The organism is Phenylobacterium sp. (assembly GCF_025351295.1).
Taxonomy (GTDB): Bacteria; Pseudomonadota; Alphaproteobacteria; order Caulobacterales; family Caulobacteraceae; genus Phenylobacterium.
Map to the genome: position 1 here is coordinate 1 of NZ_JANXWD010000053.1, position 24,050 is coordinate 24,050.

The window sequence follows — 24,050 nt, forward strand, 5'->3', positions numbered from 1 at the left end:
CACAAACGCGCAACCGCCCGCAAACAGCCCGCCCAACCATGCCCACTTTGTGTTTCCGAGCAGTGCAGCTCCAACAAGCCCAAGCAGGCCAAGAGCGCTTTTGATCGGCGACCTCGTGCGGATCGTCGGTGGCCATGGCGCAGGCGTGCACATGCCGCGCCAGCCGTCAGGTCCAGCCCGGCCAGCTGGCGGAGCACGGCCTCCACGGTCCCAACCAATCTCCTCCAGCGCCACCAGTCCGGTCCGGAACTGGGCGTAGGCGCTGCCGGCGTTGGACAGGGACACAGCCCAGCGCCGCTGCGCCGCGTCTGCCCTGGCAACCACGGTGTGCAGGTCTGCCTCCAAGTGAACGATGGGGCCTTGGCCACCACGATAGGTCAGGTCGGGATCATTCGCCTGGCTGACGACATACAGCATAACTGAACGTGAACAAAAATAGAACGGTACATATTCGCCGACTTTGTCCGGCGACCCCGCGCTCACGCGTCCCGCTGACGCGAGGTCACGCTTTTCTTGATGCCCGCCTGCGCGCAATGCTGGGGGCGGAAGCAACCCGGACCGGCCAGGGCCGGCAGGACAGGGGCAGATGAATTTCGATTTCTCCGACGACCAGAAGTCGCTGAAGGACGTGGCGCGGAAGTTCCTCGACGCCAACTGTTCCGCCGCTGCGGTGCGCAAGGTGCTCGACGATGACGCCAAGGCCTATGACGCGGGGCTGTGGAAGGGCGTGGCCGAGCAGGGCTGGCTGGGGGCGGCGATCCCGGAGGAACACGGCGGGCTGGGGCTGGGGCGCCTGGAGCTGTGCGTGATCGCCGAGGAGCTGGGCCGCGCGGTGGCGCCGATCCCGTTCGCGTCGACCGTGTACTTCCTAGCCGAGGCGGTGATGCTGGCCGGGTCGGACGCGCAGAAGGCGGCGCTGCTGCCGAGGATCGCGGCGGGCGAAGTGATCGGGTGCGTGGCGACCTCGGAGGGGCCGGGGACGGTGAGCGCCTCCAGCCTGCAGGCCAGCGTGGCCGGCGGCAAGCTGTCGGGGACCAAGCTGCCGGTGACCGACGGCGACATCGCCACCCACGCCGTCGTGCTGGCCAAGGAGAACGGCCAGCCGGGGCTGTTCCTGGTCGACCTGTCGGCGGGGGTGACCCGCGAGGCGCTGCAGACCCTGGACCCGACCCGCGACGCGGCGAAGCTGACGTTCGCCGGCGCGCCGGCCGAGCGGCTGGGGGCGGCCGGCGAGGGCTTCGTGCTGCTGGAGCAGGTGATGGACCGGGCGGCGGTGCTGCTGGCCTTCGAGCAGTGCGGCGGGGCCGACCGCTGCCTGGAGATGGCCAAGGCCTATGCGTTGGAGCGTTACGCCTTCGGCCGGGTGATCGCGTCGTACCAGGCGATCAAGCACAAGCTGGCGGACATCTACGTCAAGAACGAGCTGGCGCGGTCAAACGCCTACTACGGGGCCTGGGCGCTCAACACCAACGCCGCGGAGCTGCCGGTGGCGGCCAGCGCGGCGCGGATCGCCGCCAGCGAGGCCTTCTGGTTCGCGGCCAAGGAGAACATCCAGACCCACGGCGGCATCGGCTTCACCTGGGAGATCGACGCCCACCTCTACTATCGCCGCTCGCGCCAGCTGGGCCTGGTGGCCGGGGCGCCCCGGGTCTGGAAGGAACGGCTGGTCAGCCACCTCGAACGCAGGAACGCCGCCTGATGGACTTCAACGACACCCCCGACGAAGCCGCCTACCGCGCCCAGGCCAAGGCCTGGCTGGAGGCCAATGCGCCGACCCGCCACGTGGCCGGCGACACCGAGGGCGACGCCGACTACATGCCGGCGTCCCGCGCCTGGCAGGCCAAGAAGGCGGCCGCCGGCTATGCCTGCATCACCTGGCCCAAGGAATGGGGCGGGCAGGGCGGCAACCCGATCCAGCAGGTGATCTTCAACCAGGAGGAGGCGCGCCACCCGATCCCGCCGAACCCGTTCCAGATCGGACTCGGCATGTGCGTGCCCACCGTGGCCACCTTCGCTGACGCTGACACCAAGGCGCGGTTCGTGGGGCCCGCGCTGCGCGGCGAGGAGATCTGGTGCCAGCTGTTCTCCGAGCCCTCCGGCGGCTCGGACGTGGCGGCGGCGCGGACCCGGGCGGTGCGCGCCGACGACGGATCCGGCGACTGGATCATCGACGGCCAGAAGGTGTGGACGACGGGGGCGCAGTTCTCGAACTTCGGCATCGTCGTCACCCGCACCGACCCCGACGCGCCCAAGCACAAGGGCCTGACCATGTTCTGGGTCGACATGGGCGATCCGGGCATCGAGGTGCGGCCGATCCACCAGATGTCCGGCGGCTCCGGGTTCAACGAGGTGTTCTTCACCGGCGTGCGGGTGAAGGACAGCCAGCGGCTGGGGGCGGTGAACGACGGCTGGAAGGTCATCCTGGTCACCCTGATGAACGAGCGGCTGGCGGTGGGCGGGGCGTCCGGCGCGGGCTGGGCCGAGTTCATGGAGGCGGCGCGCTCGATCCCCGGGCTGGACGGCGCCCCGGCGCTGAAGGACCAGGCGCTGCGCGAGAAGCTGGCCGACTGGTACGTCCAGGCCGAGGGCCTCAAGCACACCCGCAACCGCACCATGACCGCGCTCAGCCGCGGCCAGACGCCGGGGCCGGAGAGCTCGATCGGCAAGATCATCTCGGCGGTGCAGATGCAGGAGCTGGGCAATGCGGCGATCGAGATGCTGGACCAGTACGGGATCATCGACGACCCGGCGCTGGCCCCGATGAAGGGCGCGTTCCACAGCTCGGTGATGTTCGCGCCCGGCCTGCGGATCGCCGGCGGGACGGACGAGATCCTGAAGAACATCATCGCCGAACGCGTCCTCGGCCTGCCCGGCGACATCCGGGTGGACAAGGACGTGGCCTTCAAGGACCTGCCGACCGGGCGGTAGAGAGCGCGCGGGCGAGGAAGATCGTGCCGTCCGGAGCGGTGTCGTAGTAGGGCGCGGTCGGGACGAAGCCCATCGTCCGGTAGAGGGCGATGGCCTCCGCCATCGTGGGCAGGGTGTCGAGGCGCAGCTCGCGATAGCTGAGCGTCGCGGCGGCCCGGACCATGGCCTGCACCAGAGCGCGGCCCAGGCCCGTCCCGCGTCCGCCGGGCGCGACGTACAGCCGCTTCATCTCGCAGACGCCCGGCGCCAGGGGCCGCAGCGCGACGCAGCCCAGCGCCTCGCCCCGGGCGTTGCGCGCCAGCAGCAGCTCGCCGCCCGGCGGGGCATAGGCGCCCGGCAGGCCGGCCAACTCGGCGTCGAAGCCCTGATAGGCCAGGTCCACGTCCAGGGCGGCGGCGTAGGACTCGAACAGCCGGGCGACCGCCGCGAGGTCGGCGGCGGACCTGACGGCGACAACGGCGAAGGGCTCGGTCATGCGCCGGGATGCTTGCGACGCCACAAAGGCTCTAACTCTTTGAATTAGAGCGCGTCGGGCGGCGAAACCGGGATCCACTTTCGCCTGACGCGCTCTAGGCGGTGAGCGGCAGTTGCTCGCGGGCGCGGCCGGCGATGAGCTGGGCGTAGAGGCGGGCCAGCGCCTCGAAAGTAGCGTCCCAGCCGTGGCGGGTCTGGGCGCGGCGGCGCGCGGCGCGGGAGACCTCCGCCATGTCGCGGGCGAACAGCGCCTCGATGGCCTCGGCCAGGCCGGAGGGCTCGACGTTCTCGGCGGGCTGGCCGACGGTGCGGTCGATCAGTTCGCCGACGCCGCCGCGGCGCGAGCCCACCACCGGCAGGCCGGCGGCCATGGCCTCCAGGACGAACAGGCCGAAGATCTCGTTCTCGTTGGCGTGCAGGGCGGCGTCGCAGGAGGCGAGCAGCGCGGCCAGCCGCACGGGGTCGCGCTCGAAGTCCAGGCTGATGACGTTCGGCGACCAGGTGGTGTCCTTGCCGGCCCCGACCAGCAGCAGCTTGTAGGGCGCGCCCAGCCGTTCGACGGCGGCCACCATCGCGTCGATGTTCTTCTCCCGCGCCGGGCGGCCGGCGAACACCAGCAGGCGGGTGTCGGCGGGCGCGCCCAGCCTGCGGATCAGCCGGGCGCGGTCGCCGCGGGCCGGGTTGAACAGCGCGGTGTCGACGCCGAGCTGCTGGATCGACAGGCGGTGGACCCCGGCGTCGGCGAGGCGGGCGGCCATGTGCCGGCTGGGGGCGACCACATGATCGAAGCGCTGGTAGGCCTGGGCCCAGAAATTGAAGGTCGGCGCCTCGGCCCACTCGCCGAAGTGCAGGGCCGCCAGGGCCGCGGCGTCGGTGTGGCAGAACCCGACCACGGGGACGCCGAGGCTGTCACCGGCATAGAGCGCTGCGTGGCCGGGCACGAAGACGTCGCCGGCCTCGATGACATCCGGCTCCAGCATCCGCAGCACCGTCTCCCACCGGGTCAGGCTGGCCGGCATGCGGTAGCCGTTGCCGAACGGCAGGCGGGCGGCCGCGACGGTGACCAGGCCCTCGCCGTGCGCCTCGGTGCGGGCGCCGGGGACCACCAGGGTGTGGCGGATGTCCGGCCGCCGCCGGCCCAGCCAGGCGCGCTTGGCCGACAGGTAGCGCTTCACGCCGCCGGACTGGGGCGCGTACATCATGGTGGTGTCGATCAGGTGGAAGCCGGCGCCGGCCGGCTCGGTCAGGGCCGAGGCGGTGGCCGGGTCGAGGCGGATCAGGTTGGCGGGCGTCGGGTTGGCCTGGGTCGGGTTGGTCTCCGTCGGTTTGGCCGGGGTCGGGGCGGTGGCGTCGAACACGGGGCTCGATCTCCGTTCGCGGAAGCGGCTGGCGGCGGCGGCGGGCGCGGCCGGGACTGGATTTCGTCGCCCACGACGGCGCTTTCAAGGCCCGGAGGTTACGCCCGCGCCACGGTGGCTGATTCCCATGACATCCTGCGGACACAGCCAAAGGGCGTGGCCGATAACCCGCGGGGGCGGCTGAGGTTGCAGCGTCAGGCGGGATTGACCCCGGCGACGGGCGCCGGAGCGACCTCGCCGTCGAGGGTGTTGGTCAGGCTGCGCGGCAACAGCAGCAGCATGGGCAGGATCAGGGCGTAGACGCCCATGCTGGCGTAGAGGGCGGTGTGGAAGCCGCCCTGCTTGTCGAACAGGTAGGCCCCGAACAGGTCCCCGAAGCGCAGGGAGACATAGTACATGGCGATGAACATCATGATCATTGTGCCCTGCAGGCCGGGCGGGCAGGCGCGGATGGCGAGGTCGGTGTAGGCGGCCTGGCCCAGCCCGCCGATCGCCCCCATCACAGCGGCGGCGATCAGCGCCTCCTGCGGCGTGCGGGCGAACAGCATCGGGGTCATCTGGGCGACGGCCAGCACCGTGCCGATCCACAGCAAGGTGTTCAGCCGCACCCGGCGGCAGAGCCAGGCATAGACCACATAGACCGGCGCGAAGGAGCCGAAGAAGATCCCGAACCAGGCCCCGACCTGGGCGTCGGTGGCGTGCAGGTCGTTGGCCAGGTGGAACGGCATCACCACGCCCACTGCCGGCCCGAACTGCCACATCAGCTGGATCGCCATGATCGGATAGAGCGGCCTGTGGCGCAGCAGGCGCAGGATGTCGGCGGCCACCGAGTGCTCGCGGGTCTTGGCGTGGTGGACGTCGAGCAGCCGCCTCGGGCCGAGCGCGCCCATAAGCGCGACCAGCAGCATCAGCCCGCCGCCGACCGCGAACAGGGTCCGCGCCGCGGCGACCGCGTCACGGCTTTCCAGATAGCCGCTGAGCGCGCCGCCCAGGAAATAGGCGGCGAGACTGGGAACGGCGAAGGCCAGGTTGCCGATCACGCTGACCTGGCCGGTCATCGCCTCTTCCTGGCCGATGGCCGAGGTGGCGCCGCGCCCCGCGCTCCAGACCATCTGGATGGTGACGGTCGCCCCCACGACGCCCAGCAGCAGCACCATGTAGGTCGGCTTGAACAGCACCATCGCGCCATAGGCGGCCGCGGTGGCCAGGCCGAACACCAGCAGGTGGGCGCGGTCGCCCCGGCCGAACGGGCTCCAGGTGTCGCGCAGGAAGCCGAAACCGAAGCCCACGAACAGCGGGATCGAGGCGATGAGGTTGAAGGTCGCCACCCCGTTGGCCGACAGGTGCAGCTTGTTCTTCAGGAAGAACACCACCGGCAGGCCGATCAGCCCCTCATAGGGCACGGCGAACTGCACCAGGGTCATCAGCACGCCGCCGTAGATCAGGAACCGCAGCCGCTGGGCGGCGGACATCGGCGCGGGCGGCGCGGGCGGCGCGGGCGGCTCGGTCGTCGCGGCGATGGTCATGGATGGATCCCCCCGGCGTCCGTGATCGCGCGAGCATAGGGCCGATCCGCGCGCTGTCGCCAGCGCTCGCGGACGGACTGGCGCCGCGGCATCGAAGGCGCCATCGTGTTCGGCGCGGTCCTGGCCCTGCCTGAGGCGGCGCCCGGACGGTTCGCCCGCCGGAGCTGAAGATCCTTGGGGGAGGGACCTATGACCGCCATCGCCGCCGACGCACCGCTGCGAACCCGCCTGGGCGTGGCGGTCGTGCCGCTACTGGCGCTCGCGGTGTTCATCAACTACGTGGACCGCGGCAACCTCGCCACGGCGGGGCCGCTGATCAAGGACGAGCTGCACCTGTCGGCGGCGCAGTTCGGGCTGATCGTCTCGGCCTTCTTCTGGAGCTACACGCCGGGCCAGCTGCTGGCCGGCTGGATGGCCGACCGGGTCAATCCCTACCGGACCCTGGCGCTGGGCGTCGCGGTCTGGTCGCTGGCGACGGTTGCCTCCGGGCTGGTGACCGGGTTCGCGGCCCTGATCGGCCTGCGCATCCTGCTGGGACTGGGGGAGACGGCGGTGTTCCCCTGCGCGGGCCAGGTCATCGGCGGCAACCTGCCGGAGCATCAGCGCGGGGCCGCCAACGGGCTGGTCGGCATGGGCACGGCGCTGGGGCCGGCGTTCGGCACCTTCGTCGGCGGGCTGGTGATGGCCAAGTACGGCTGGCGGCCGGCGTTCCTGATGTTCGGCTCGGCCTCGCTGCTGTGGCTGGTCCCCTGGGCCCTGGCGGCGCGCGGAGCGCCGCGGCCCACGCCGACCCGGGACCAGGCGGCGCCGTCTTTCGGGGCCATCTGCCGTCGCCGCGAGGCCTGGGGCGCGGGCCTGGGCCACTTCGCCAACAACTACGCCTTCTACTTCGTGATCACCTGGCTGCCGGTCTATCTGGTCAAGGCGCGCGGCTACAGCATGGCCGAGATGGCGACCACCGGCGGGCTGATCTACATCACCTATGCCGCCAGTTCGTTCAGCATGGGCTGGCTGGCCGACCGGCTGATCGCCGCGGGTCGCTCGGTGACGACGGTTCGCAAGACCTGGGCGGCCGCGGGCCTGGTGCTGGTGGCCGCCGCCCTGGTGATCGGCGCCGCGGGCGACGCGCAGACGTCGCTGATCGCGCTCTATTTTGCGGCGTGGGGGTTCGGGATCGTGGGGCCGACGATGTACTCGATCGGCCAGACCCTGGCCGGGCCGCACGCCGGCGGCAAGTGGATCGGGTTCCAGAACGGGCTCGGCAATATCGCCGGCATCGTCGGGCCGGTGATCACCGGGGTGCTGGTGGACCGCACCGGCGGCTTCGGCGCGGCCTTCGCCGTCTCCGCCGGGATCGCCCTGGTGGGGGTGTTCGGCTGGCTGGCGATGATCCCGAAGGTCGCCCCCATCGACTGGGCGCCCTACCGCGGGTCGTGACCCTCGCTTCGCGGCGCGTCAGCGCAGTAAGATTCGACCACTGAAAACACTGAAAGTCGTAGAGGCTGCGGCGCCTCGATCAAACGCCCTTTCACTGTTTTCAGTGTTTTCAGTGGTTGAAGATACAGCGCCTGCGGCGCGCTGGGCGGTGCGCTTGGCCCTACCTCGGGTCGTAGGCTTCGGCGATTTCGGGGCGTTCGGCGACGGATTGGGGGAAGGTCGGTTCGTGGCGGGCGAGGGTGGCCTGTTCGAAGGCGTAGCCCAGCGCCAGCAGCCTGGCCTCCGACCAGGCCGGACCGATGAACGAGAGGGCCACCGGCAGGCCGGTGACATAGCCGGCCGGCACCACGAGGTGCGGATAGCCGGAGACCGCCGGCAGGCTGGACGGCGCGCCGGCCAGCCGGGTGCCGTTCACCGGGTCGACGATGCCGGTGGGGCCGCCGCCGGGCGCGACGATGGCGTCCAGCTGGTTGTCGGCCAGCATCTTGTCCAGCGCCGCGCGCGCCATCGTCCGGGCCTGGGCGCGCTTGGCCAGGTAGCCGGGATCGGTGAGCGGCGGCTTCTTGGCCGAGTCCTCGAAGATCTCCTGGGCGAACAGCGGCATCTCGCGGCCCTCGGCCTTGTCGAAGGCGATCAGGTCGTCGAGCGTGCGGGCCTTCACCGCCGCGGGCGTCGAGGCCAGGTAGGCGTCGATGGCGGCCTTGAACTCGATGCGCAGGCACTCGCCCTCCAGGTCGCCGATCTTCGACTGGGCGGCCTCGTCCGGCCCCTTGATCTCCACCAGCACCGCGCCCTGGTCGCGGAGCGATTTCAGCGCCGCCTCGAAGATTGCGTCAGCCTGCGGCGAGCGGCCCTTGTTGGGCGCCCAGACGCCGAGTCGCGCGCCCTTCAGCGCCCCGCGGTTGAGCGCGGCAAGGTAGTTGGACTTTTTGGCGTCGGCGTCCTTGGTGGCCGGGTCCAGCGGATCGCTGCCGGCCATGACGGTGAGCAGGGCGGCGGCGTCGGCCACGGTGCGGGTCATCGGCCCGGCGGTGTCCTGCTCGGCGGAGATCGGCACGATGTAGGTGCGCGACACCAGGCCCACGGTCGGCTTCAGCCCCACCACCCCGTTCAGCGCCGCCGGGCAGGTGACCGAGCCGTCGGTCTCGGTGCCGATGGCGACCGCCGCCAGCCCCGCCGCCACCGCCGCGCCGGAGCCGGCGCTGGAGCCGCAGGACGAGCGGTCCAGGCCGTAGGGATTGCGCACCAGCCCGCCCACTGCGCTCCAGCCGCTGATCGACCGCGTGGAGCGGAAATTGGCCCACTCGGAGAGGTTGGTCTTGCCCAGGATCACCGCCCCGGCGTCGGTCAGCCGGCGCACCAGCGGCGCGTCGCGCTGCGGCACGTTGGCGGCCAGGGCCAGGGAGCCGGCCGTGGTGGCCGTGCCGTCCTGCGACTCGATGTTGTCCTTCAGCAGGATCGGCACGCCGTGCAGCGGGCCGCGCAGATGGCCGGCCCGGCGCTCGGCGTCCAGCTTGCGGGCGTCGGCCAGGGCGTGGGCGTTGAGCGCGATCACCGCGTTCAGCTTGGGGCCGGACCTGTCGATCCGGTCGATGCGCAGGAGGTAGGCCTGGACCAGCTGCTCGGAGGTCACCCGCCCGTCGGTCATCGCCGCCTGCTGTTCGCCGGCCGAGGCGTAGGGGCTGAGCGCCTGGGCCCTTGGCTGCGCGCTGGCGCCCGTGGCGGCGGCGCAGGCGAGCGCCAGGGCGAGGGCGACGGACCGGATCATGCTGCAAACCCCCGAACTGCGGACCATGAGTTGTAGCGCGTCGGCGTCGGCGCGCCAGGGCGCCTTGCGCTAGGCTCCGGGCAGGCCTCTTCCTAGGGCGGACACGCGGAAGGAGGCCGCCATGACCAAGATCTCCGAGGCGCGCCGGCTGGGCGGCTATGGCCTGGCGCTGGCCATGGTCGCGGGGGCGACCGTGCTGGCGATGGCGTTGCGCGAGCAGGCCGGCGTGGCCAACCTGTCGCTGGTGTTCGTGCTGCCGGTGGTGGTGGCCGCGGTGGCGTTCGGCTGGGGGCCGGCCCTGACCGCCGCGGTGTCCGGGGTCGCGGCCTACAACTTCTTCCTGGTGCCGCCGCTCTACACCTTCCGGGTGGCCGACCCCGCCAACGCCTGGGCGCTGGGGCTGCTGACGCTGGTGGGGGCGATCGCCAGCGGGGTGGCGGCGCAGTCGAGGCGGCGCGCGCTGGCGGCCCAGGCGGGGGCCGACCAGGCCGGCGCGGTGCAGGAACTGGCGCGGACCCTGATGGGGGCGGCCGACCGCGAGGCCGTCGCGCTGGCCTGCGCCGAGGCCCTGGCGCGGCTGTTCGGGGCGCCGGCGGTGGTGCTGGCCGAGGGGCCGGAGAGTGTCGAGCCGGGGACGCTGGAGCCCTTGGCCCTGGCCGGCGGGGCGGCCCTGGCCGGGGCGGACCGGGAGGCGGCGCGCTGGGCGCTGGCCAGCCGCCTGCCGACTCGGGGCGGCGCCTATCCGGTGAGCGAGGCGGCCTTCGACTTCTGGCCGGTGGTGACGCGCCGGCGGCAGGGCGCGGTGCTGGGGGTGGCGATCTCCGGCGGCGAGACCGGCCGGCCGGCCCAGCCCGAGCGGCTGGTCGAGGTGGTGGGCGCCTATCTGGCCGTGGCCCTGGACCGCGAGGCCCTGGCCGCCGAGGTGCTGGAGGCCCGCGTGGAGATGGCCGGCGAGCGGCTGAAGGGCGATCTGCTGGCCGCCGTGTCGCACGACCTGAAGACCCCGCTGTCGAGCGTGCTGTTCAGCCTGCAGAGCCTCCGGACCTTCGAGGCCGAGCACGACGCGGCGACGCGAGCGCAGCTGCTGGCGCTGGCCGAGACCGAGACCGCGCGGCTGGGCCGGCTGGTCGAGGACCTGCTGGACACCAACCGGCTGGATGCCGGGGCAGTGAGACCCCAGGCGGGGCCGCGGGCTGCGGCGGACCTGATCGCCGCGGCCCTGGACCAGGCCGCGCCGGCCCTGGCCGGCCGGCGGGTGGAAACCGAGGCCGGCGGCGGCGCGCGGTCGCTGCGGGTGGACGCCGGGCTGTTCGAGAGCGCGCTCGCCAAGGTGCTGGAAAACGCCGGCCGCTATGGGCCGGAGGGCTCGCGGGTGCTGATCCGCACCGGCGGCGACGGCGACCACGGCTGGATCGAGGTGGAGGACGAGGGACCGGGCTTCGCCGGCGCCGTGGAGCCGCTGTTCGGGCGCTTCACGCGCGGCGTGGCGGGCGACGGACGGCCGCCCGGCCTGGGCCTGGGGCTCTCCATCGCGCGCGGGTTCATGACCGCCATGGGCGGACGCATCGAGGCCGGCAACCGCGAGGACGGGGTCGGCGCGCGGGTGCGTCTGATCGCGCCGGCCGCGTGACGAGGGCCGCATGACGAGGGCCGCATGAGCGGGGACCCGGCCACGGTGTTGGTGGTGGAGGACGACCTGAGCCTGGGCGTCGCCCTGGTCGCGACCCTGAAGGCGGCCGGCTATCGGCCCGTGCTGGCCCGCACGGCGTCGGAGGGGCTGCGCTGGTTCGCCCACTATGCGCCGGATATCGTGCTGCTGGACCTGGGGCTGCCGGACCGCGACGGGCTCACGGTGATCGCCGACATCCGGGCGACGGCGGCGACCCCGATCGTGGTGCTGTCGGCCCGGAGCGCCGAGGCGATGAAGGTGCAGGCGCTGGACCTGGGCGCCGACGACTATGTGCCCAAGCCGTTCGGGGTCGAGGAGTTGCTGGCGCGGCTACGGGCCGGGCTGCGGCACGCGGTGCAGGCGCGCGGATCGGCGCCGGTGGTGCGCACCGCGGACCTCACGGTCGATCTGGGCCGGCGCCGCGTGACGCGGGGCGGGCGCGAGATTGCCCTGTCGCCCAAGGAGTACGACCTGCTGAGCGAGCTGGCGCTGAACCTCGGGCGCCCCGTGGCGCATGCGGACCTGCTGAAGGCGGTCTGGGGGTCGGAGCGGACCGACGTGCAGTACCTGCGGGTCTATGTGGGCCAGCTGCGCCGGCGGCTGGAGGAGCCGGCGGACGGGCCGCTGATCCGCAGCGAGCCGGGCATCGGCTACCGGCTGGCCGACCTGCCGGCGGCGTGAGGCGTCAGCCGTCCAGGCCCGGCCGGCTGCTGGCCCTGGCGCAGGCAGCGGCCAGGGCGGTGGGGGAGATGGGCTTGTCGACCACCGCATTGCCGCCCAGCGCCGGGAGCAGGTCCGGGTTGCCGGTGACGTAGACCACCGGGACCTCGCCCATCTCGGCGGTGATCAGCGCCACCGCCTCGACCCCGGTGCCGGAGAGGATGCGATAGTCGGCGGTGATCAGGGCCGGGCGATGCGCCCTGGCGCAGGCCAGGGCATCCAGCGGACAGTCGGCGATGTCGAAGCTGCGGAACCCGAGGTCCCCGAGCAGCAGTTCCAGCTCAAGTGCTATCACTGGCTCGTCCTCGATGATGAGGACGTGTCCGCCGAACTCTTGCACTGAAACTCACCCGACACTTGTATTTTGCACGCAATGCTAGAATTCGCGTGCCCTTGGCGCAAGGCCTCAGCTGTCGAGATGTCTCCGGCGCGTCCGGTGCAGGTCGCGGGCCTCGCGGTCGCCGAAGTAGCGCATCGTCCTCACCAGCCCGCCGGCGTCGTCGTGGGTGTCCAGCCGGGTGTCGAATCCCATCAGGGTCAGGTTGGTGGCCACGCTGCGGCCGGCCTTCTCGGCCTCGGCGGCGGTGCGGAACCTGAGCGGCTCCATATGCGCCGCGTGGACGCGCCAGGCGGTCCCCAGGCAATCGACGACGACGACCCGCTCGGCGGGCGGCGCGTCATGCGCCGGCTCCACGCGGGCGAGCGTCGCCCTGGAGAGCCGTCCCCCGACGGCGCTTTTGAGCTGGCTCATGTCCTACCCCACCCGCTTGGCGTGGCCTGTGCGGGCCCGCGGCGCTTATCTCGGGACTGGTATAGGAACTATGGTCAAGCTGTCGTAGCGCCTTCACCCAGGAGGCGAGCCGACGCGCTCGAACGGCGACTCAGGGGTCCAATCTCAGGATCCGGCTCGAAGCACGGTGCTAGACTCCGCCGAAAGAACAACGGCTTCGCGGGGAAATCGGAATGCAGGGTTGGCGATGGGCGGCGGCGGTGGCAGGCGGGCTCGCGGCGGTCGCGGGTGTCTGCCAGGCCCAGATCTCGTCGACTGACGTCGCACCTGTGACGGTGGTCGGCGCGACGCCGATCGGTGGCGGCCTCGACAAGGACAAGATCGCCGCCCCGGTGCAGACCGCGACCGCCGACGGCATCGCGCGCAGCCATGCCCTGGACCTGACCGCGTTCATGACCCGCAAGCTGGCCGGGGTCTATGTCAACGACATCCAGAACAACCCGCTGCAGCCGGACCTGAATTACCGCGGCTACACGGCCTCGCCGCTGCTGGGCACGCCGCAAGGCCTGTCGGTCTATGTGGACGGGATGCCGGTCAACCAGCCGTTCGGCGACGTGGTGAGCTGGGATCTGATCCCGCGCCAGGCCATCGCCAGCATCGCCCTGATGCCCGGCTCGAATCCGTTGTTCGGCCTCAACACCCTGGGCGGGGCGCTGTCGGTCCGCACCAAGGACGGGCTGAGCGCGCCGGGGTCGATGGCGCAGCTGGGCTATGGGTCCTACCACCGCCGCCTGCTGGAGGCCGAGACCGGCGGCGCAGCCGGCAATGGGGTGAACTGGTATCTCACCGGGACCGGGTTCAAGGACGGCGGCTGGCGCGACGCCTCGCCGTCGAACGCCGCGCAGCTGTTCGGCAAGCTGGGCTGGCGCGGGGCGGGCACGAACCTTGCGCTCAGCGGCGCCTACGCCAACACCGACCTGAACGGCGCCGGCCTGCAGGAACAGCGCTTCCTGGCCCGCGACCGGAGCAGCGTCTACACCAAGCCGGACATCACCCAGAACCGCTCCGGCCTGGTGAACTTCACCTTCGAGCATCAGCTGTCGCCGGCGCTGTCGGTCTCCGGCAATGCCGATTGGCGGCGGATCGAGACCCACACCTACAACGGCGACATCAACGACGACGCTCTGACGGAGGACGTCTACCAGCCGGACGCGGGGGAGACGGCGGCCAATACCCCGTTCCCGTCCTTGCGCTGCATCGCCGGGGCGCTGCTGAACACCGAGCCGAACGCGACATGCGACGGCCTGATCAACCGCACCGAGACCCGCCAGCATGAGGCGGGCGCCGCGGTCCAGGCGACCTACCGGTCGCGGCTCGCCGGGCGGGACAACCAGCTCACCGTGGGCGGCGCCTACAACCAGAGCCACGCGCATTTCCGCCAGTCCTCGCAGTTCGGCTATCTGACGCCGGACCGGGGGGTGATCGGGGTCAGCGGGCCGGGCGCCTTCGCCGACGGCAGCCAGGCCTCGGAGACCGCCCAGGACGCCCGCGTCGACGTCACCGGCCGCACGCGCACCGCCAGCCTCTATGCCACCGACACCCTGGAACTGGCGGCCGGCCTGAACGTGACGCTGTCCGGCCGCTACGACGCCGACCGCATCCGGAACCGCGACGCGCTGACGCCGGGCGGCGGGCCGGGGTCGCTGGACGGGAGCTACCGCTTCAACCGGTTCAACCCGGTGATGACGGCTGCGCGACGCGATCCGGTCGCTCTGGACCCCCTGATCCAGGGCCACGGGCGGGTTTGGCATTAGCCATCCGTCATCCTCCGTAGGGGCTCGCCCCAACATGAAAGCCGCGGCCCGGTGTGATTGGCTAGAGATCGACCGGACATGCGCAGTCCTCGATGGGCGACGCGATCCGGTCCTGAATCGGGAGGCGCGCCATGCTGTTGAACGTGCTGGTGATCGACGACGACCGTTGCGTCCGGGCGGTGATCGCCTCGACCCTGACCCGTCTGGGCTACGAGGTCCGGATGGCCGAGGACAGCGGTCGGGGCGTCCGTCTCCTAGACGAAGCGCCCGCCGACCTCGTGATCGTCGACATCTCCACGCCACAGGTCGTTTCGATCGACCTCGTCGCGATGCTCAAGGCGCGCCACTATCCGCGCAAGGTCGTTGCGGTCTCAGGCGGCGGCCGGTTTGGCGGCGCCGAGGCCCTGCGCCGGGCCATGAATTGCGGCGCGGACGCTGCATTCCTGAAGCCGCTGAGCATGTCGGCGGTCGCTGAAATCGTCGGGCGGCTGCTGGAGGAGCTGGACGGCGAACTGGTCCGAGGCCGCCGCACCAAGCCCTGCCGGCCGCCCGCGACCCCGCTCCGCAATCCAGCGAGTACGTCCACATCCCGGCGGTGATCGCCATCTCCGGCGGCGGCTTCATGTGCGGCATGGAAGTGCTGCACACGGCGTAGCTTCTGGGCGCCGACGCGATCATGACGAAGCCGCTCAGCATGTCCGCGCTCCTGCAGGTCGCGGGGAAACTGCTCGAGGCGAAGGCTGCGGACAGGGCTCGCCGGCAGCGGCGCGGCGGCAAGGGATTCGGCCGCGCGGCGTAACTACCGCCTTGCCGGCAGGCCCTTCAGCAGCTCGGCCACCGCGACGTCCAGCTGGCTGTCCCGGCCGGCCAGGGTCTCGCCCAGCTGGCGCTCGACCGTGACGTCCACGGGCCGCGGGTTCAGCTCCATCTCCTTGCCGTCGGCGCCGTCGATGCGGATGAACGGGACGCGGAGCGCCGAGCCGTCGATCAGGGTCTGGCCGCCGGTGTAGATGATCCAGCCGGCGGTCGGCACGCCCACCACCTTGCCCAGGCCCAGGGCGCGGTAGCCCTCGGTGAAGTCCTCTGCGTCGGACAGCGAGCTCTCGTTGGTCACCAGGATGGTCGGTGCGCCCAGGGCGCGCTGGCCCAGGTTCTGCCGGCTGGGCACCCCGAACAGGCCGCGCGGCGTCATGGTCAGGAAGTTGCGCCGCGAGAACACGTCCAGGACGTAGCCGTTGACGAACCCGCCGTTGTTATTGCGCAGGTCGATGACCACGCCGTCGCGGCCCTGGTTCTGGGCGTCGAGGTCGATGTAGAGCTGGTTCAGGGCGTCGGCGCTCATGTCCAGGATGTGGACATAGCCCAGCCGGCCGCCGCTCAGCTTTTCCACATAGGCGCGGCGGTCGTTGACCCAGTCGCGGTAGAGCAGTCCCGCGGCCACCGAGGGCGAGACCGGGCGCACGACCGCCTCGCGGGCCGCGCCGCCGGTGGTGAGCGTGAGCACGGTGCGCTTGCCGGCGCGGTCCAGCAGCAGGGCGTCCAGGTTCACGCCCGGACCCGCGCGCTTGCCGTCGACGGCGGTGAGCACGTCGCCCGGCCTGATCGAACCCTCGATGGCGGCGGGCCCCAGGTCGATCACCTCGCGCACCACCAGGCCGCGCCCGGCCTCATAGGCCTCGCGGTCGAAGCGCAGGCCCAGGTCGCCGACCCGGGACGGCGGCGCGGACCCGAAGCCGTCGGCGGGGCGGTTGATGCCGGAGTGCGAGGCGTTGAGCTCGCCGATCATCAGGTTGATCACCCGGCGCAGCTCGTCGGAGGTCTGAGCGCCCTGGGCGAACGGCTCGAACCGCGCGCGAAGCGCCGTCCAGTCCTGGCCGTGGAACTTCGGGTCGTAGAAGGCGCGGTCCAGGGTGGACCAGGCCTCGTCGAACACCACCTGCTTCTCGGTCTCGAAGCGGACCACCAGGTCGGCTGACACCTCGACGATGCGCGGCTTGGGGGTGTCGATCGGAGTCACGCTGACCCGCCCGCCATCGAGGTAGTAGAGCGACTTGGAATCCGGGCTGAAGGCGTAGTCGCGCTTGCCGCGCCGCCCGCCGGTGAGCTGCTGCGGCGCCGGCTCGCGGGCCAGTTCGTCCAGGGTGTAGCTGAACAGGTTCTGCTGGTCGCCGGAGCGGACCCGGTAGACCAGGGTCTTGCCGTCCGGGCTGATCGACGGCGCCTCCGCCGAGCCGCCCAGCGGGATGAAGGTGGCCCGCTCGCGGATGCCGTCGAAGACGATGCGCACCGGCTCGACCCGGAGGCGGGGGATGGGTTTGGTCTCGTCCGCCGACCTGGCCTCGCCCTCGGAGGCGGCAGGCTTGGCGGCGGGGGCCGGCTCGGGGCTGTCGGTCTTCAGCGGGAGCGCGCCGGGGCCCTTGAACAGGTCGCGGAAGTCGTCCTCGCGGTACTTGGGCGTGTGCGGCAGCAGGTCGACGCGGACCATGTGGCTGTCCTCGCTGCGCTGGGCGGTGTCGAAGACCAGGTACTTGCCGTCCGGCGACCAGGCGATCCGGTCGGCGGCGGCGCCGTTGGCCAGGAAGCTCACCGGCCGGGCCTCGCCGCCGATGGCCGGGACCACCCAGACGTTGCGGAACGACTTGCGGTCGGTCACCCCGAAGGCCAGCCACTTGCCGTCCGGCGACCAGGCGACGCGGCTGGCGTCGTTGCGGTCGAGCGCGCCGCTGAAGATCACCGCGTCGCGCCCGGGCCGGCCGGCCTCGGCCAGGGTGGCCACGTGCAACTCATTGCGGCCGTGCACGTAGGCCAGCATCCTGCCGTCGGGCGAATAGACCGGGCCGGCGTCGACGTCGGTGGCGGCGGTGAGCGGGGCCTCCTTCTGGGTGGTGAAGTCGTATTCCATCACCTGGCGGGTGCGGCCGCGTTCCGAGACATAGGCCAGCCGGCGGCTGTCCGGCGACCAGGCCAGGTCGCCCTCGGCCCCGTCCGTCTCGGTGATCCGCAGGGCCTGGCCGCCGTCCTTGGCGGGGGCGGCGAAGACCTCGCCGTGGGCGATCACCGCCACCTTGCGGCCGTCCGGCGAGACCGCCATGCTGCGGAAGGTCGTCTCGGTCAGCCGCCGCTCGCCGGCCCCGGCCGGGGCGCCGCGCAGGGTGATGGGGACCCTGGCCGCGACGCCGGTGGCCGGGTCCAGCGTCCAGATCTCGAACTCGCGCTCGAAGACGATGGCGCGGCCGTCGTAGCCGATGGCGGGGAACAGCACCCGGCCGTCGGTGAACCGGGTGACCGGTTCGGGCTTGGCGCCGGGGTCCAGCGACAGCCGCCAGATGTTCTCCGCCCCGCTCTCGTCGCTCATGAAGTAGAGCGCGCGGCCGTCCGGGCGCCACATGGGCCACAGGCGCTTGGACGTGGCGCCGAGCAGCTTGCGGTAGGGGGCGTTGGCGGCGATCGGCTTCAGCCAGAGCTCGGCCTCATCCAGGTGCGAATGCCCGCGTCGCCACCACTGGGCGCTGGACACGCCCTTGGCCATCAGGGCGATGGACTGGCCGTCCGGCGAGGGCGCGCTGTTGAACTCGTTGAGGTAGCGCTCGCGGCTGACCTCCAGCGGCGTGCCGCCGGCGGCGGGGATGCGCCAGATGTCGTTCTGGCGGGCGATGTCGTTGGCCGCCGAGGCGAAGTAGAGCCACCGGCCGTCCCGCGACCAGCCGTCGAGCTGTTCGCCGGCGTCGGCATAGGTGAGGCGGCGCAACCGGCCGGTGGCGAGCGTCAGGACATAGATGTTGGCTGCCCCGTCGCGGGTGGAGGTGAAGGCCAGTTCGCGGCCGTCGGGCGAATAGAACGGCCGGCCCTCGGTGGCCGGGTCGGTGACCAGCAGGCTGGCCCCGCCGCCGGCGGCGGGGACCGTCCAGATGTCGCCGCCGGAGACGAAGGCGATCTCGGCGCCGTCCGGCGACAGCGAGGGCTCGGCCAGGGTTGGGCGGGGCGCGGCGGCGGCGTGACCCGCCAGCAGGATCGCGGCGGCGAACAGGATGCGGCCGAGGCCGCGACGCTTGGACATGGACGCTCCCCAAGGACAGAAACGCCTTGTGTAAGCGGCGGTCTCGCGGTGCGCCAGAGCCGGGCCGACCGTCCGACGCGGGGGCGCGCCCGCCCGCCGCTGCGCAACCCTCGCTCCCTGGCTGCACAACCCTCGCGGGCTCGGTGAACGACGTTTCCGGACCCTCCGACGCTTGTTAGGGTCAGGCGACGGGGTGGTGTGCGTATGGCTCGGGTCGAACCTGTGGAACGACTGCACGGCTGGAAGGCGATCGCCGCCTTCCTCGGCCGCGACGAACGCACGGTGAAGCGCTGGGAAGGCGCGCGCGGCCTGCCGGTGCGCCGCATCCCGGGCGGCGGCCGCGCCGCCGTCTGGGCCGACACCGCGGAACTCCGTCGCTGGCTGGGCGGGCCGGGCGAGGCGGTGATCGTCGAGGCCCCGCCGACGCGCCCGGACCGGCGGTGGGCGATCGCCGCGACGGCGGGGGTCGTGCTCGTGGGGGCGGGCGTCGCCGGCGTCCTCCTGCGCCCGCGCCACGCGCGCGAGCCGGGCGGTTCGCCGGACGTCGAGGCCTATGCCGACGACCCGCCGGCGCAGGCGCTCTACATGCGCGCGGTGCTGGCCTGGGACAGCCGCACGCCGACCGGTCTGGCCAACGCCGTGCGCGACCTGACCGAGGTGATCCGCCGCCACCCGGAGCGGGCCGAAGGCTACGCCAAGCTGGCCGACTGCTACCTGCTGCTGCGCGAGTTCGGGGTGATGCCGCAGGGCGAGGCCTATGACCGCGCCGAGGTCGCGGCCCGCGAGGCGATCCGCATCGATCCCAAGGCCGCCAATGCGCTCAGGGCACTGGCCTTCATCCGGTTCTGGTGGCGGGCTGACCCGGGCGCGCTGGACCTGTTCAAGCGGGCGCTGGACGCCCAGCCGCAGTCGATCCAGACGCGGCAGTGGTACGCCAATGCGCTGAGTGCGCGGGGCCTGCACCGCGAGGCCCTGGCCCAGTTCCGGGCGGCGCGCAGGCTGGAGCCGGGCGACGTGTCCCTGTCGGCGGCGGAGGCCGGGGCGCGGGCGACGGCCGGCGACGTCGCCGGCGCGACGCGCGACATCCGCCAGCTGGCCGAGGTCTATCCGCAGTCGATCTCCGTGCACCGCACCGCGGCCCTGATCGCGCTCACCGCCGGCGACGCGGCCGGGTTCCTGCGCGACTCCGAGATCGAGGCCGCTCTGCGCAGCGATTCACCGCGTGTCGCGGCCCTGCGGACGGCCCACGCCGCCTTCGATCGCGGCGGGCGCAAGGCCATGTTCGCGGCCATGGCGCGAGCCGAGGCGGAGGGTCGCAAGGGTGGTCGCGGCAGCGCGGTGATGACCGCCTACTACTGGGCCCTGGCGGGCGACGCGGGGCAGGCCCGCCGCTGGCTGGCGGAGGCGCGGAGCGCCAAGGAGCCGGACCTGATCTACCTCCCGTCGCTGCGGGAACTGATCGCCCTTCAGGCCTGAACCGGCGGCGGAGTCCCGAAGAGTCCCGATCTGCCCCGCACGACCATTCGCGCCGCGACCCGGCGCGGTCCAGCCTGTGGCCTCGGGTTGTGAACGACGGACTTCGCGCCGTCCCTGGCGTCGTGCAACGCTCTCGGACGCGCATGAAGGGGGAAGAACCGGGCGGCCTCCGTGTCAGCCTCCCGGTTCTTCGCCATCTTCGGCTGAGCGCCATCCCAGTCCGCGAGACCTCAGTCCTTGGCGCGTTCCTGGTAGGAGCCGTCCTCGGTCAGGATCACGATCCTGGTGCCGGGCCCGATATAGGGCGGGATCATCGTGCGCAGGCCGTTCGAGAGGATGGCGGGCTTGTAGGACGACGACGCCGTCTGGCCCTTCACGGAGGGCTCGGTCTCGACCACCTCGAAGGTGGCCAAGCGCGGCAACTCGATGGCGATCGCCACATCGTCATGGGTCGAGAGGGTCACCGTGCAGCCGTCCGTCAGATAGGGCGCGGCGTCGCCGATGATGTCGGGCGAGGCGATCAGCTGGTCGTAGGTCTCGGGGTTCATGAAGTGGAACCCTTCGCCGTCCTGGTAGAGGAAGGTGTAGTTGCGGTCATCGACGATGGCCCGCTCGACCGTCTCGGTCGTACGCCAGCGCTCCGAAACCTTCACCCCGTCCGAGATGCGCCGCATGTTCAGCTGGGTCACCGGCGTGCCCTTGCCGGGATGGATGTTCTCGGCGGTGAGGACGACGTAGAGCTTGCCGTCCATGTCGACGACGGCGCCCCTGCGGAGCGAGCTGGCGATGACTTTCAAGTGGCGATCCTCGGGGTGCGGTGGGATCGGCGGGAGGTCCGCAGCGATTCCGCTGATGAAATTCTTGTGGCGCCCCTATAGCGATTGACGCCGAAATCTCCACCCCCTCACGCGTCGCACCCCTTGCCCGATCCCGTCGAGACCCCCTGGTGGGCGCCCGAGCGGCGCCCCGACCGCCTGCCGTTCCTGAAACGCCGGGGTCGGATCACCCGCGCCGTGCGGCGCTGGTTCGATGGCCAGGACATCACCGAGGTGGAGACCGCGGCGCTGCAGGTTTCGCCGGGCAACGAGGCCCACCTGCACGCCTTCGCCACCCAGGCGCTGACCACGGCGGGCGAGACCACGCCGATGTACCTGCACACCTCGCCGGAGTTCGCCTGCAAGACCCTGCTGGCCTCCGGCGAGACGGCGATCTTCACCCTGGCGAAGGTGTGGCGCAACCGCGAGCGGGGGCCGCTGCACCATCCCGAGTTCACCATGCTGGAGTGGTATCGGACGCACGCGCCCTACGAGACCCTGATGGCCGACTGCGCGGCCCTGCTGGGGGTCGCGGCCGAGGCGGCGGCGGTGCGAACCCTCAGCTACCGCGGTATCGAGGCCGACCCCTTCGCCGAGCCGGAGCGGCTGACGGTGGCCGAGGCGTTCGACCGCTACGCCGACCTCGACCTGTTCGGCGACCTTCCGGCGCAGGCCCGGGCGAAGGGCATCCGCACGGCGGTCGACGACACCTGGGCCGACGTGTTCTCACGCGTGATTGTGGAGAAGGTGGAGCCGAACCTGGGCCACGGCCGGGTCACCATCCTCTGCGAGTATCCGACCTCGGAGGCCGCCCTGGCGCGGCCGAAGCCCGGCGACCCGCGGGTGGCGGAGCGGTTCGAGCTCTATGCCTGCGGCGTGGAGCTGGCCAACTGCTTCGGCGAACTGACCGATCCGATCGAACAGCGCCGCCGCTTCGAGATCGAGATGGCCGAGAAACAGCGCCTCTACGGCGAGCGATACCCCATCGACGACGACTTCCTCGCGGCGCTGGCGCAGATGCCGCCGGCCAGCGGCGGCGCGCTGGGCTTCGACCGGCTGGTGATGCTGGCCACCGGCGCCAGCCGGATCGAACAGGTGCTGTGGACGCCGGTGGCTTAAGGTCTGGCCGCCATGGAGAGATGCGCTTTCGCCCCTGGGGGAAATGTCACCAAAGCTGGAGGCGGGCGACAATAGGGGAAGGGGTCGACCTGACTGCACACTTCCCCCATCGACCCTCTTGCTTTGCAATTCGGGCCACTTCCCCCAAAGGGGAAGGATTGGCTTCTTCGCACCGGACACACAGGTCTCGCCGGTCTTCGGCGGGGCGGCGGTGGCCGGCGCGCCCCGGCTCGGTTAGCTTTCCGCCCATGGCGATCATCCTGGCGATCCACGCCCATCCCGACGACATCGAGCACCTGGGGGCGGGGACCCTGGCGCTGCTGGCCGGGCAGGGGCACACGCTGCGGATCGTCACCGCCACGGCTGGCGAGTGCGGCTCGGCGGGGCCGGACCTCGCCACGACCGGGACCATCCGCAAGGCCGAGGCCGCCGCCGCCGCCGCGATGATCGGCGCCGAATACCGCTGCGCCGAACTGCCGGACCTGGGCGTGTTCAACGACGACCCTTCGCGCCGGCGAATCACCGAGCTGGTGCGCTGGTCGCGGGCGGACATCGTGCTCACCGGCTCGCCGGTGGACTATCATCCCGACCACGAGGCGATCAGCCTGCTGGCCCGCGACGCCTGTTTCGCCGCCTCCGTGCCCAACTACGCGACCGGCCCGGCGGCGCCGCTCGGCGCCATCCCGCACCTCTATTTCATGGACCCGATCGGCGGGCGCGACCGGGACGGGAACTGGGTCGCCGGCGACTTCGGCGTCGACACCGGCGCGGTGTTCGAGACCAAGGCGGCCATGCTGTCGGCGCACGAGAGCCAGCACGCCTGGGTGGCCCGGCAACACGCCATCACCGACCATCTGGCCTCGATGCGCGCCTGGTCGCAGCGGCGCGGCCAGGACTTCGGCTGCGACCACGCCGAGGGGTTCCGCCAGTACCGCAACACCCCCTATCCGCGGACGCCCCGGCTTCAGGACCTGATCGGCGAGGCGCTGCGGGCCGCATCGTAGCGGGCCCACATCGGGCGGCAGTCCAGCACCTCGCCGGTCGCCAGGGCCTCGTCGATGGCCATCACCGTCAGCCCGGCCTCCATCGAGTCGAACGGCGTCACCGGAAACGCCGCCTCGCCCTCAAGCGCGGCGAGCAGATCGACCGCCATGGCCTGGTCCGCGCCGTTGTGGGCGTCGGCGGTGACGCCGCCGTAGTCGATCCGCTCGGGCTTCTTCCGCGACAAGGCCGGGCGGATCATCAGCTTGTTGCGCGCCAGGTCGGCGATCATCGTCCCCTCCGTCCCGGCCACGTACCAGCGGCGCTCGGGCAGCGAGGTGTGGCTGTTGGCGTGGAAGGTCAGGCGAACCTGGTTGTCGTATTCCAGGATCGCGGTCTGGTGGTCGGTGACGTCCATGTCCGACTGGAAGGCGTCGTTGGCCCCCATCCAGCCGCCGTCCATCGCGCCATAGGCCGCCTCGCCGTCGCTCCAGGTGCGCGGCGCGAACTCGGCGCGGTCGGCGGTGAAGACCCGGCGGCCGCCGAAGCTGGCGACCCGGGCCACCCGGCCCTGGGCGATGCGGCCCAGGATGTCGAAGTCGTGCACCACCTTGTCGAGGAAGTAGGAGCCGCCCCATTCGGCGCGACGGCGCCAGTTGCGGGCCAGGTAGGCGCCGTGTTCCGGCGGCAGGTGCTCGGTGGCGTCGACGGAGATGATTTCGCCCAGGTCGCCACGATCCACCCGGGCGATCACCTCGCGCACGATGGGCATGGAGCGCATGACCAGGCCGATGAACAGCGGCGGGGTCCCGCCCTTCGCCAGGCGTCCGGCCAGCGCCAAGGTCTCGGCGGCGGTGCGCACGATCGGCTTCTCGGCGAACACCGGCCAGCCGGTGTCGAGCGCCAGGTTGATGTGTTCAAAATGCAGGTGGTTGGGCGTGCCGACCATCAGCAGGTCATAGGGGCCCGCCGCGATCAGCTCGGCCGGCGTTTCGAACGCGCGGCCGGGCGCGATGCCGGCCCGCGCCAGGATCGGCGCACCGACCGGGGCCGGGTCCACGTGCCCCGCCACCTCCAGGGTCCAGCCCATCTCCTGCATGGCCGCCAGCACATGGGCGATGCGCTGGCCCAGCCCGATGACGCCGATGCGATAGGTTTTCATGGGCCCATGTCAGCAC

General features: G+C 71.8%; 20 protein-coding genes. 10 read left to right on the forward strand and 10 right to left on the reverse strand.

Features of this window, described 5'->3' with window-relative positions; all coding sequences use genetic code 11:
• On the reverse strand, positions 1-483 hold a 483-nt coding region (locus tag Q0R13_RS22615; RefSeq protein WP_366852609.1), incomplete at its 3' end, for a DarT ssDNA thymidine ADP-ribosyltransferase family protein.
• Between the two features lie 103 nt (positions 484-586).
• On the opposite strand from Q0R13_RS22615, the gene Q0R13_RS08190 reads away from it, so the two are divergent.
• Positions 587-1,699, forward strand: coding sequence for an acyl-CoA dehydrogenase family protein (locus Q0R13_RS08190; protein WP_293902167.1), 1,113 nt, complete (start codon positions 587-589; stop codon positions 1,697-1,699).
• Entirely contained in the window at positions 1,699-2,928 is a 1,230-nt protein-coding gene (locus Q0R13_RS08195) for an acyl-CoA dehydrogenase family protein (protein WP_293902170.1), read from the forward strand. The genes Q0R13_RS08190 and Q0R13_RS08195 overlap by 1 nt, the downstream gene beginning before the upstream one ends.
• Here the strand turns inward: Q0R13_RS08195 and Q0R13_RS08200 are convergent.
• The 3 genes from Q0R13_RS08200 to Q0R13_RS08210 form a co-directional block, all read right to left on the reverse strand.
• The gene (locus Q0R13_RS08200; protein ID WP_293902173.1) at positions 2,903-3,403 is read right to left on the reverse strand and encodes a GNAT family N-acetyltransferase; all 501 of its coding nucleotides are present in this window, start codon (positions 3,401-3,403) and stop codon (positions 2,903-2,905) included. The genes Q0R13_RS08195 and Q0R13_RS08200 overlap by 26 nt on opposite strands.
• Before the next feature lie 94 nt (positions 3,404-3,497).
• A complete protein-coding gene (locus tag Q0R13_RS08205; protein ID WP_293902176.1) occupies positions 3,498-4,760 on the reverse strand; it encodes a glycosyltransferase in 1,263 nt (420 codons plus the stop codon).
• 194 nt (positions 4,761-4,954) lie between these two features.
• Entirely contained in the window at positions 4,955-6,286 is a 1,332-nt protein-coding gene (locus tag Q0R13_RS08210; RefSeq protein ID WP_293902179.1) for an MFS transporter, read from the reverse strand.
• 189 nt (positions 6,287-6,475) lie between these two features.
• Here Q0R13_RS08210 and Q0R13_RS08215 point away from each other — a divergent pair, with 189 nt between their 5' ends.
• Complete coding sequence (locus Q0R13_RS08215; RefSeq protein ID WP_293902182.1) at positions 6,476-7,723, forward strand: MFS transporter; 1,248 nt, start codon at positions 6,476-6,478, stop codon at positions 7,721-7,723.
• 160 nt (positions 7,724-7,883) lie between these two features.
• Here Q0R13_RS08215 and Q0R13_RS08220 read toward each other — a convergent pair whose 3' ends face one another.
• Positions 7,884-9,491 carry an amidase gene (locus Q0R13_RS08220; RefSeq protein ID WP_293902185.1) on the reverse strand — a complete coding sequence of 536 codons (1,608 nt, stop codon included), beginning with the start codon at positions 9,489-9,491 and terminating at the stop codon, positions 7,884-7,886.
• Between the two features lie 121 nt (positions 9,492-9,612).
• Between Q0R13_RS08220 and Q0R13_RS08225 the strand changes: the two genes are divergently transcribed.
• Both Q0R13_RS08225 and Q0R13_RS08230 read left to right on the forward strand, forming a co-directional pair.
• Positions 9,613-11,121: a DUF4118 domain-containing protein gene (locus tag Q0R13_RS08225; RefSeq protein WP_293902188.1), complete on the forward strand. Its 1,509-nt coding sequence runs from the start codon at positions 9,613-9,615 to the stop codon at positions 11,119-11,121.
• A 24-nt stretch (positions 11,122-11,145) separates the two neighbouring features.
• Positions 11,146-11,841 carry a response regulator transcription factor gene (locus Q0R13_RS08230; RefSeq protein WP_293902191.1) on the forward strand — a complete coding sequence of 232 codons (696 nt, stop codon included), beginning with the start codon at positions 11,146-11,148 and terminating at the stop codon, positions 11,839-11,841.
• A 4-nt stretch (positions 11,842-11,845) separates the two neighbouring features.
• Here Q0R13_RS08230 and Q0R13_RS08235 read toward each other — a convergent pair whose 3' ends face one another.
• Positions 11,846-12,220, reverse strand: a complete 375-nt coding sequence (locus Q0R13_RS08235) for a response regulator (RefSeq protein ID WP_293902194.1) — start codon at positions 12,218-12,220, stop codon at positions 11,846-11,848.
• A gap of 66 nt (positions 12,221-12,286) precedes the next feature.
• A complete protein-coding gene (locus Q0R13_RS08240; RefSeq protein WP_293902197.1) occupies positions 12,287-12,631 on the reverse strand; it encodes a hypothetical protein in 345 nt (114 codons plus the stop codon).
• Positions 12,632-12,843: 212 nt separating this feature from the next.
• On the opposite strand from Q0R13_RS08240, the gene Q0R13_RS08245 reads away from it, so the two are divergent.
• Both Q0R13_RS08245 and Q0R13_RS08250 read left to right on the forward strand, forming a co-directional pair.
• Positions 12,844-14,424 (forward strand): TonB-dependent receptor plug domain-containing protein, encoded by a 1,581-nt coding sequence (locus tag Q0R13_RS08245; RefSeq protein WP_293902200.1) that lies wholly within the window; start codon positions 12,844-12,846, stop codon positions 14,422-14,424.
• Positions 14,425-14,555: 131 nt separating this feature from the next.
• Complete coding sequence (locus Q0R13_RS08250) at positions 14,556-15,023, forward strand: response regulator (protein ID WP_293902202.1); 468 nt, start codon at positions 14,556-14,558, stop codon at positions 15,021-15,023.
• Positions 15,024-15,223: 200 nt separating this feature from the next.
• Here the strand turns inward: Q0R13_RS08250 and Q0R13_RS08255 are convergent, their stop codons facing one another.
• Positions 15,224-18,481: a S41 family peptidase gene (locus Q0R13_RS08255; protein WP_293902205.1), complete on the reverse strand. Its 3,258-nt coding sequence runs from the start codon at positions 18,479-18,481 to the stop codon at positions 15,224-15,226.
• A gap of 204 nt (positions 18,482-18,685) precedes the next feature.
• Here Q0R13_RS08255 and Q0R13_RS08260 point away from each other — a divergent pair, with 204 nt between their 5' ends.
• Positions 18,686-19,957 carry a hypothetical protein gene (locus tag Q0R13_RS08260; RefSeq protein WP_293902208.1) on the forward strand — a complete coding sequence of 424 codons (1,272 nt, stop codon included), beginning with the start codon at positions 18,686-18,688 and terminating at the stop codon, positions 19,955-19,957.
• Positions 19,958-20,187: 230 nt separating this feature from the next.
• Here Q0R13_RS08260 and efp read toward each other — a convergent pair whose 3' ends face one another.
• The gene (gene efp / locus Q0R13_RS08265) at positions 20,188-20,754 is read right to left on the reverse strand and encodes an elongation factor P (RefSeq protein ID WP_293902211.1); all 567 of its coding nucleotides are present in this window, start codon (positions 20,752-20,754) and stop codon (positions 20,188-20,190) included.
• Positions 20,755-20,877: 123 nt separating this feature from the next.
• Here efp and epmA point away from each other — a divergent pair, with 123 nt between their 5' ends.
• On the forward strand, positions 20,878-21,891 hold the full coding sequence (gene epmA, locus Q0R13_RS08270) for an EF-P lysine aminoacylase EpmA (RefSeq protein WP_293902214.1): 1,014 nt from the start codon (positions 20,878-20,880) through the stop codon (positions 21,889-21,891).
• A gap of 248 nt (positions 21,892-22,139) precedes the next feature.
• The gene (locus Q0R13_RS08275) at positions 22,140-22,895 is read left to right on the forward strand and encodes a PIG-L family deacetylase (protein WP_293902217.1); all 756 of its coding nucleotides are present in this window, start codon (positions 22,140-22,142) and stop codon (positions 22,893-22,895) included.
• On the opposite strand, the gene Q0R13_RS08280 is transcribed toward Q0R13_RS08275, so the two are convergent.
• Positions 22,856-24,034: a Gfo/Idh/MocA family oxidoreductase gene (locus Q0R13_RS08280; protein WP_293902220.1), complete on the reverse strand. Its 1,179-nt coding sequence runs from the start codon at positions 24,032-24,034 to the stop codon at positions 22,856-22,858. The genes Q0R13_RS08275 and Q0R13_RS08280 overlap by 40 nt on opposite strands.
• Positions 24,035-24,050 lie beyond the last annotated feature (16 nt).

Excerpts from the sequence above, each read along its gene's own strand:
- Q0R13_RS08190 (WP_293902167.1), top strand. The coding sequence starts at position 587 with ATGAATTTCGATTTCTCCGACGACCAGAAGTCGCTGAAGGACGTGGCG.
- Q0R13_RS08195 (WP_293902170.1), top strand. The coding sequence starts at position 1,699 with ATGGACTTCAACGACACCCCCGACGAAGCCGCCTACCGCGCCCAGGCC.
- Q0R13_RS08200 (WP_293902173.1), bottom strand. The coding sequence starts at position 3,403 with ATGACCGAGCCCTTCGCCGTTGTCGCCGTCAGGTCCGCCGCCGACCTC.
- Q0R13_RS08210 (WP_293902179.1), bottom strand. The coding sequence starts at position 6,286 with ATGACCATCGCCGCGACGACCGAGCCGCCCGCGCCGCCCGCGCCGCCC.
- Q0R13_RS08215 (WP_293902182.1), top strand. The coding sequence starts at position 6,476 with ATGACCGCCATCGCCGCCGACGCACCGCTGCGAACCCGCCTGGGCGTG.
- Q0R13_RS08220 (WP_293902185.1), bottom strand. The coding sequence starts at position 9,491 with ATGATCCGGTCCGTCGCCCTCGCCCTGGCGCTCGCCTGCGCCGCCGCC.
- Q0R13_RS08225 (WP_293902188.1), top strand. The coding sequence starts at position 9,613 with ATGACCAAGATCTCCGAGGCGCGCCGGCTGGGCGGCTATGGCCTGGCG.
- Q0R13_RS08230 (WP_293902191.1), top strand. The coding sequence starts at position 11,146 with ATGAGCGGGGACCCGGCCACGGTGTTGGTGGTGGAGGACGACCTGAGC.
- Q0R13_RS08240 (WP_293902197.1), bottom strand. The coding sequence starts at position 12,631 with ATGAGCCAGCTCAAAAGCGCCGTCGGGGGACGGCTCTCCAGGGCGACG.
- Q0R13_RS08245 (WP_293902200.1), top strand. The coding sequence starts at position 12,844 with ATGCAGGGTTGGCGATGGGCGGCGGCGGTGGCAGGCGGGCTCGCGGCG.
- Q0R13_RS08250 (WP_293902202.1), top strand. The coding sequence starts at position 14,556 with ATGCTGTTGAACGTGCTGGTGATCGACGACGACCGTTGCGTCCGGGCG.
- Q0R13_RS08255 (WP_293902205.1), bottom strand. The coding sequence starts at position 18,481 with ATGTCCAAGCGTCGCGGCCTCGGCCGCATCCTGTTCGCCGCCGCGATC.
- Q0R13_RS08260 (WP_293902208.1), top strand. The coding sequence starts at position 18,686 with ATGGCTCGGGTCGAACCTGTGGAACGACTGCACGGCTGGAAGGCGATC.
- Q0R13_RS08275 (WP_293902217.1), top strand. The coding sequence starts at position 22,140 with ATGGCGATCATCCTGGCGATCCACGCCCATCCCGACGACATCGAGCAC.
- Q0R13_RS08280 (WP_293902220.1), bottom strand. The coding sequence starts at position 24,034 with ATGAAAACCTATCGCATCGGCGTCATCGGGCTGGGCCAGCGCATCGCC.